Source organism: Reyranella sp. (assembly GCF_052439685.1).
Classification (GTDB): Bacteria; Pseudomonadota; Alphaproteobacteria; order Reyranellales; family Reyranellaceae; genus Reyranella.
Genome location: NZ_JBQVQG010000058.1, coordinates 1 through 6,258 on the forward strand (window position 1 = coordinate 1; position 6,258 = coordinate 6,258).

The window sequence follows — 6,258 nt, forward strand, 5'->3', positions numbered from 1 at the left end:
CTGGCCGCCTATGCCGCGGCCACCGGCTGGGAGGCCTTGCCCGCGGGCGCGCCGCCCGCCGACCTCGCGCGCTTCTTCGCCGACATGGCGCCCCTGCCCGGCAGCCATGGCGGCGCCTTCAAATACGACTCGGCCAACACCGACCTGCTGGGTCTCGCTCTCGAACGCGCGACCGGCAAGTCCTACGCAGAGCTCGTGAGCGAGCATCTGTGGCAGCCGATGGGCGCGGCGCACGATGCGTTCGTCACCGTCGACGGGCGCGGCGCCGCGCGCTGCAGCGGCGGCGTCTGTGCCACCGCCCGCGACGTCGCGCGCCTGGGACAGCTCGTCCTCGACGCCGGTCGCCGCGGCCCGCGCCAGTCCGTGCCGGCACGGGTGATCGACGATCTCTGGACCGGCGGCGATGCCGGCGCCTGGAGCGCCGGCCAGTTCGGCGCCAGCTTCGGCGCCATGGGTCTCGGCACGACGCGCTATCGCAACGGCTGGTACATCGTCGACGGCCCGCCGCGCTTGCTGTTCGCCATGGGCATCCACGGCCAGAACCTGTTCGTCGTGCCCGACCATGGGCTGGTGATCGTGAAACTCTCCTCGCTCGTGACGCCGATCGACCCGCCCGCGATCATGCTGGCCCATCGCGCCGTGACCGAAATCGCGCGACTGCTGTCCCCCTAGTGCACGAAAGGGCGTCCCGCCGTGCAACCCTGCCGATTGACAACCAGCGGCAGGAGCGCAGGCTGGGCGCCGCCACGGGGGGAGGATTCATGACGACCACCGTCTATTTCGCCACCAACAGGATCGCCAACCATCCGGCGGATCGGCCGGAGAACTACACGTTCTTCATGACGGCGCCCGACAATCCGCTGCAGGTCACCTACGGCACGGCCTTCGTCGACAGTGCCGGGCTGACGGCCGACACGGTGGGCGCGATCCGCTCGCTGAACGACCTGCAGAAGGGCGGCTTCAGCCAGTCGGCGATCGACGACCTGGCCGAGGGTGGGCGCAACATCCTGGTCTTCGTCCACGGCTTCGCCAACAGCTTCGAGGATGCGCTGACCCGCGCCGCCTTCAACCGCGAATGGCTCGCCCAGTCGGGCGTGAGCGAGGCGGACACCACGGTCGTCACCTTCAGCTGGCCCTCGCGCGGCCAGCTGCTGACGGTCCCCTTCCCGACCCTGCCCTACCGCTCGGACCAGAGCATGGCCGGCGGCTCGGGCCTGCCGCTGATGCGCTTCTTCGCCAACCTGCTGCCCATCCTCGAGACGGCGCGCGCGAACGGCCGGCGGACCTTCCTGCTGACCCACAGCATGGGCAACCTCGCGCTGCAGGCGGCGGTGCAGGCCTGGTTCGACAACGGCAATGGCGATGCGGAGATGTTCGACCACATCTTCCTGGCGGCGGCCGACATCGTCGACGATGCCTTCGACGCGGCCATCACCAACAGCCTGGCGCCGCTTTACCGGCTCGGGAAGCGCATCACGATCCTCCACAATCGCGGAGACAAGGTCCTGGATGTCCTGAGCGAGACCCTGAACAACTGCCACCGCCTCGGCCAGGACGGGCCGCGCGGCGGCGGCGACACCATCCTGTTCCCGCCCGCCACCTATCGCAGGGTCGATTGCAGCGGCTTCACCGACTACGACCACGGCTTCGCCGGCTCGCACCAGTATTACCGCCGCTCGGCCAGCGTCCGCGCCGAGATCGCGGCGCTGATGGGGGCATAAACCACGTTCACCTCATCCTGAGGAGCGCCGCGAAGCGGCGCGTCTCGAAGGATGGGCAACAGACGGGGTGCGCGTGCCCCCCTTCGAGACGGCGCTGCGCGCCTCCTCAGGGTGAGGTCTGTTTTCGGAGCAAGCACACCGTTTCGACACACCCTACTGTCATCATGCGGACGAGGCTCGCCCTTCCGTCAGGAGACAACGCCATGACCGCGCCCCGCCCGTACAAGACCCACATCGGCAACCACAAGCTCCAGCCCGAGACGCTGATGCTGTCCTACGGCTACGACCCGGCGCTGTCGGAAGGCGCGGTGAAGCCGCCAGTGTTCCTGACCTCGACCTTCGTGTTCGGCTCGGCCGAGGAAGGCCGCGACTTCTTCGACTATGCGTCGGGTCGCAAGACGCCGCCCGCCGGCAGCGCCGCCGGCCTCGTCTATTCGCGCTTCAACCATCCCAACAGCGAGATCGTCGAGGACCGGCTCGCGGTCTACGAGGGCGCCGAGACCTGCGCCCTGTTCTCCTCCGGCATGTCGGCGATCTCCACGACCCTGCTCGCGTTCGCCCGTCCCGGCGACGTGGTGCTGCACTCGCAGCCGCTCTATGGCGGCACCGAGACGCTGCTCGCGAAGACGCTGTCGGGCTTCGGAATCTCGGCAGTGGGCTTCGTCGACGGCGTGAGCGAGGCCGCCATCAGCACCGCCATCGCCCAGGCGCGCTCCAAGGGCCGCATCTCCGTCATCATGATCGAGACGCCGGCCAACCCGACCAACACGCTGGTCGACATCGCCCTGATGCGCCGCCTCGCCGACGAGATCGGTGCGGCGCAGGGCACGCCCGCGCCCGTGCTGGTCTGCGACAACACCCTGCTGGGACCGGTCTTCCAGCGCCCGCTCGACCACGGTGCCGACGTCTCGCTCTATTCGCTGACCAAATATGTCGGCGGCCATTCCGACCTGATCGCCGGCGCGGCGATGGGCAAACAGTCGGTCATGGGCCCGATCCGCGCCCTGCGCGGCAGCCTCGGCACGCAGCTCGACCCGCATTCCTGCTGGATGCTGGGCCGCTCGCTGGAGACCCTGGGGCTGCGCATGGAGCGCGCCAACTCAAATGCGCGCCTGGTCGCCGACTGGCTCGCCGCGCATCCCAACGTCGCGAAACTGCACTATCTCGGCCTGCTGCCGGCGGGCTCGCCCGAGAAGGCGCTCTACGATCGCCAGTGCACCGGCGCCGGCTCGACCTTCTCCTTCGACATCAAGGGTGGCGAGAAGGAAGCCTTCGCCTTCCTGAACGCGCTACAGATCTTCAAGCTCGCAGTGAGCCTCGGCGGCACGGAATCCCTCGCCAGCCACCCCGCCGCCATGACGCACTCCGGCGTCCCGCTCGAAGTCCGCGACCGCATCGGCGTTTTAGACACGACGATCCGCCTGTCGGTGGGCATCGAGCATCCGGATGATCTGATTGCGGACCTGACGCAGGCGTTGGCGGCAAGTGGAAGCCAATAGACGCCGTTAGAGTTCTGGTGACGCCGCATGTAGAGAAGTCCGCTCGGCAATCTTTCACGGCGGAACGTGCAAGAAAAAAAATCAAGATTCTTCTTGAACGCTGGCCAGAAGAAGTCGAGCTCGCGCAATGACGTCTTCTGGCATTTCGTGAGCATGATCGATAGCGATTTTCTCGTACGCGCAATCTAGCCTTTGATGAGCTGCGAGCAGCTTAAGTCCATCGGTTTTCTTCCCTCGACGAATGGTCCGAATGAGGGCTTCTCGATGACCGTACTGGCGGATTTCTCGCTCCGTATAGCCAGCCGCTTGGTTTCTTCCATGCTTATGTTTGAGTAGCTCGCGGTAAACTCGAACGGACTCTTGGACACGACTCTCCACGGTCTTAGCCTCAGGCCTCAGACGCAGCGCAGCCTGAAGATTCAAATCCCTGATGCGACCTTCTACTGCTGCAACAACATCCAATTCACCATTGTTCCTATTGAGTTCACGGCAGCGCTTTAGCCAAGCCAAATCCCGCGAGCGCGCAATGGTGGAGATTAGTTGATCGGTCATTGAAAGGACACCTATCGAGGGGTTGGTTATCACTAACAACAATAGTTACATGCCACTAGAGACGAAACATACCAGCACTAAGAGAGCCCAAGCCCATGCATGTAAAGCTTCAAGGCACCGTGAAGCGCTGAGAGCACCACGGTTGACGTCAATCCAGGTCTTGTTACCGAACGTCCGGTCAACGGTGTTCAGAAAGGAGGCACACCGGCAATCGCTCGCGGTCGCGCGAAGCGATCGCGCGCGACGGGATCAGGCGTTCATTGAAGCCGCTTCGAATTGGAACGACGAGTAAAGTACCACGAGGTCAGGCGCCTCTCGGCGCCTGCCCCATCGATGCCCCCTCACCTCTGCACCGCCCCCTCCCGGGTCTTCCACAGCGACCAGGCGATGCCGGCGGCGATCAGGCCGATCGTGACGGCGAGGCTGGCGACGGGCGGGAACTTCGCGTCGTCCAGCAGGAAGTCCGAGACGAAGATCTTGGAGCCGATGAAGACCAGCACCGCGGCCAGCGCGTGCTTCAGGTAGTGGAAGCGGTCGATCATGGCCGAGAGCGCGAAGTAGAGCGCGCGCAGGCCCAGGATCGCCATGATGTTCGAGGTGTAGACCACGAACGTGTCGGTGGTGATGGCGAAGATCGCCGGCACCGAGTCCACCGCGAACACCAGGTCGGCGAGGTTGATCACCACCAGGGCGAGGAACAGCGGCGTCGCGGCCAACACCATGCGGCCGGTGCGCTCGTCGGCCCGGAAGACGAAGAACTTGTCGCCGTGCAGTTCCTTCGTCACGCGCATGCGGTTCGAGATCCAACGGATGGCGGCGTTGTTGGCGAGGTCCGGCGCCGCGTCGTTGGTGAAGAACATCTTGATGCCGGTCACGATCAGGAAGACGGCGAACAGGTAGAGGACCCAGTAGGCCTCGCTCACCAGCGCCGCGCCGGCCGCGATCATGAGGCCGCGCAGCACGATGACGCCGATGATGCCCCACAGCAGCGCGCGATACTGATACTTCGCCGGGATGGCGAAGAAGGTGAAGATCAGGCTGATGACGAAGATATTGTCGATCGACAGCGCCTTCTCGATGAAGAAGCCGGTGTAGTACTGCATGCCCAGCTCGGCGCCCTTCTCGGCCCAGACCCAGGCGCCGAAGGCCAGCGCGATCGAGATGTAGAAGGCCGAGAGCTTCAGCGATTCAGCAATGCCCATCACCCGGTCCTCCTTGTGCAGGAGGCCGAGGTCGAAGGCCGTCAGCGCCACCACCAGCGTGATGAAGGCAAGCCAGAACCAGACCGGCGTGCCGAGGAAGGGCTGGACCAGAAGCTCGGTCATACCCGGGTCCGATGGGTGGGGCGGCTCATGTTCGTTCGTCCTCTGCGGGTGAGAGGGGAAGATGGGCGGCGGTGGTCGATTGTAGAAATAGAAAGAATGGGCCAGAGTTGATAGCCATGGACTATCGCCCCCTCCTGATCGCGCCATGACCACGCTGCGCCAGCTCTCCTATCTCGTGGCCCTGGCCGACGCCCGCAGCTTCCGCCGCGCCGCCGACGCCGTGCACATCGCCCAGCCGACGCTCAGCCAGCAGGTGCGGGCGCTCGAAGCGCGGCTGGGCGTCACCCTGGTCGAGCGCAACGAGAGCCCGGTCCAGCTCACGCCGATCGGCCGGGACCTGGTGACGCGCGCGCGGCGCATCCTGCTCGACGTGAAGGATGCCGAGGAGATGGTGCGGCGCTCGCGGGCGGGCATCGCGGGCACCATCCGATTCGGCGTCACCCCGACGCTCGGCCCCTACCTGATGCCGCACATCGTGGCCTCGCTGCACCGGCGCTTCCCCGACCTGCGGCTCTACATCCGCGAGGGCATTCCCGACGAGCAGGTGCGCGAGCTGGCGCGCGGCGCGCTCGACATGGTGCTGTCGCCCCTGCCCGTCTCCGGCAGCGACCTGCACATCGAGCCGCTGTTCCGCGAGCCGCTGCACATCGTCTGCCCGCCCGAGCATGCGCTGGGCCGGGCCGCCAGGGTGCGCCGCGGCGACCTGGCGGGGATCGGATTCCTCAGCCTCGACCGCCGTCACCATGCCCACCGCCAGGCCCGCGAGATCTGCGACGACCTCAAGGCCACCCTGCTCGAGGATTACGAGGGCACCAGCCTCGACAGCCTGCGCCAGATGTGCGGCTCGGGGCTGGGCTTCGCCATCCTGCCGGAACTCTATCTGCGCTCGGAGGTGGGCGGCACCGACATGGTCACCCGACTGCCGATGGCCGGCTGGAGCGCCAGCCGTTCGATCGCCGCGGTGTGGCGCGACGGCTCGGCCTATTCAGACAGCTACGCCACCATCGCCGAAACGATCGCGGCGGAAGCGCGAAGCATCCTCGCGGGGCCGGCGCTTTAGCGGCGTTCCGTCTGATGTCCCCCCGCAACCGCACCACCTCATCCTTGTAAGTCGGCGTCTGCCGGATCGGCTAGACTAGCCGGCGCGGTGGCGGCGGGTAG

General features: G+C 66.2%; 7 protein-coding genes. 5 read left to right on the forward strand and 2 right to left on the reverse strand.

Going from position 1 to position 6,258, the window contains the following annotated elements; genetic code table 11:
• The 3 genes from ACT6UX_RS30065 to ACT6UX_RS30075 all read left to right on the forward strand — a co-directional run.
• The coding region (locus tag ACT6UX_RS30065) for a serine hydrolase domain-containing protein (RefSeq protein WP_444778813.1) at positions 1-672 on the forward strand (672 nt) is incomplete at its 5' end.
• Between the two features lie 89 nt (positions 673-761).
• Entirely contained in the window at positions 762-1,721 is a 960-nt protein-coding gene (locus tag ACT6UX_RS30070; protein ID WP_444778814.1) for an alpha/beta hydrolase, read from the forward strand.
• Between the two features lie 203 nt (positions 1,722-1,924).
• Entirely contained in the window at positions 1,925-3,220 is a 1,296-nt protein-coding gene (locus ACT6UX_RS30075) for a cystathionine gamma-synthase family protein (RefSeq protein WP_444778815.1), read from the forward strand.
• An 81-nt stretch (positions 3,221-3,301) separates the two neighbouring features.
• Here the strand turns inward: ACT6UX_RS30075 and ACT6UX_RS30080 are convergent, their stop codons facing one another.
• The gene (locus ACT6UX_RS30080) at positions 3,302-3,772 is read right to left on the reverse strand and encodes a hypothetical protein (RefSeq protein WP_444778816.1); all 471 of its coding nucleotides are present in this window, start codon (positions 3,770-3,772) and stop codon (positions 3,302-3,304) included.
• A 49-nt stretch (positions 3,773-3,821) separates the two neighbouring features.
• Here ACT6UX_RS30080 and ACT6UX_RS30085 point away from each other — a divergent pair, with 49 nt between their 5' ends.
• The gene (locus ACT6UX_RS30085) at positions 3,822-4,064 is read left to right on the forward strand and encodes an antitoxin MazE-like protein (protein WP_444778817.1); all 243 of its coding nucleotides are present in this window, start codon (positions 3,822-3,824) and stop codon (positions 4,062-4,064) included.
• Positions 4,065-4,113: 49 nt separating this feature from the next.
• Here ACT6UX_RS30085 and ACT6UX_RS30090 read toward each other — a convergent pair whose 3' ends face one another.
• A complete protein-coding gene (locus ACT6UX_RS30090) occupies positions 4,114-5,097 on the reverse strand; it encodes a TerC family protein (RefSeq protein ID WP_444778818.1) in 984 nt (327 codons plus the stop codon).
• 145 nt (positions 5,098-5,242) lie between these two features.
• Between ACT6UX_RS30090 and ACT6UX_RS30095 the strand changes: the two genes are divergently transcribed.
• Complete coding sequence (locus ACT6UX_RS30095) at positions 5,243-6,157, forward strand: hydrogen peroxide-inducible genes activator (protein WP_444778819.1); 915 nt, start codon at positions 5,243-5,245, stop codon at positions 6,155-6,157.
• Positions 6,158-6,258: the final 101 nt, after the last annotated feature.

What these genes read in the sequence shown, in the direction of transcription:
- ACT6UX_RS30085 (WP_444778817.1), top strand. Translation starts at nt 3,822, where the DNA reads ATGCCACTAGAGACGAAACATACCAGCACTAAGAGAGCCCAAGCCCAT.
- ACT6UX_RS30080 (WP_444778816.1), bottom strand. Translation starts at nt 3,772, where the DNA reads ATGACCGATCAACTAATCTCCACCATTGCGCGCTCGCGGGATTTGGCT.
- ACT6UX_RS30090 (WP_444778818.1), bottom strand. Translation starts at nt 5,097, where the DNA reads ATGACCGAGCTTCTGGTCCAGCCCTTCCTCGGCACGCCGGTCTGGTTC.
- ACT6UX_RS30095 (WP_444778819.1), top strand. Translation starts at nt 5,243, where the DNA reads ATGACCACGCTGCGCCAGCTCTCCTATCTCGTGGCCCTGGCCGACGCC.
- ACT6UX_RS30070 (WP_444778814.1), top strand. Translation starts at nt 762, where the DNA reads ATGACGACCACCGTCTATTTCGCCACCAACAGGATCGCCAACCATCCG.
- ACT6UX_RS30075 (WP_444778815.1), top strand. Translation starts at nt 1,925, where the DNA reads ATGACCGCGCCCCGCCCGTACAAGACCCACATCGGCAACCACAAGCTC.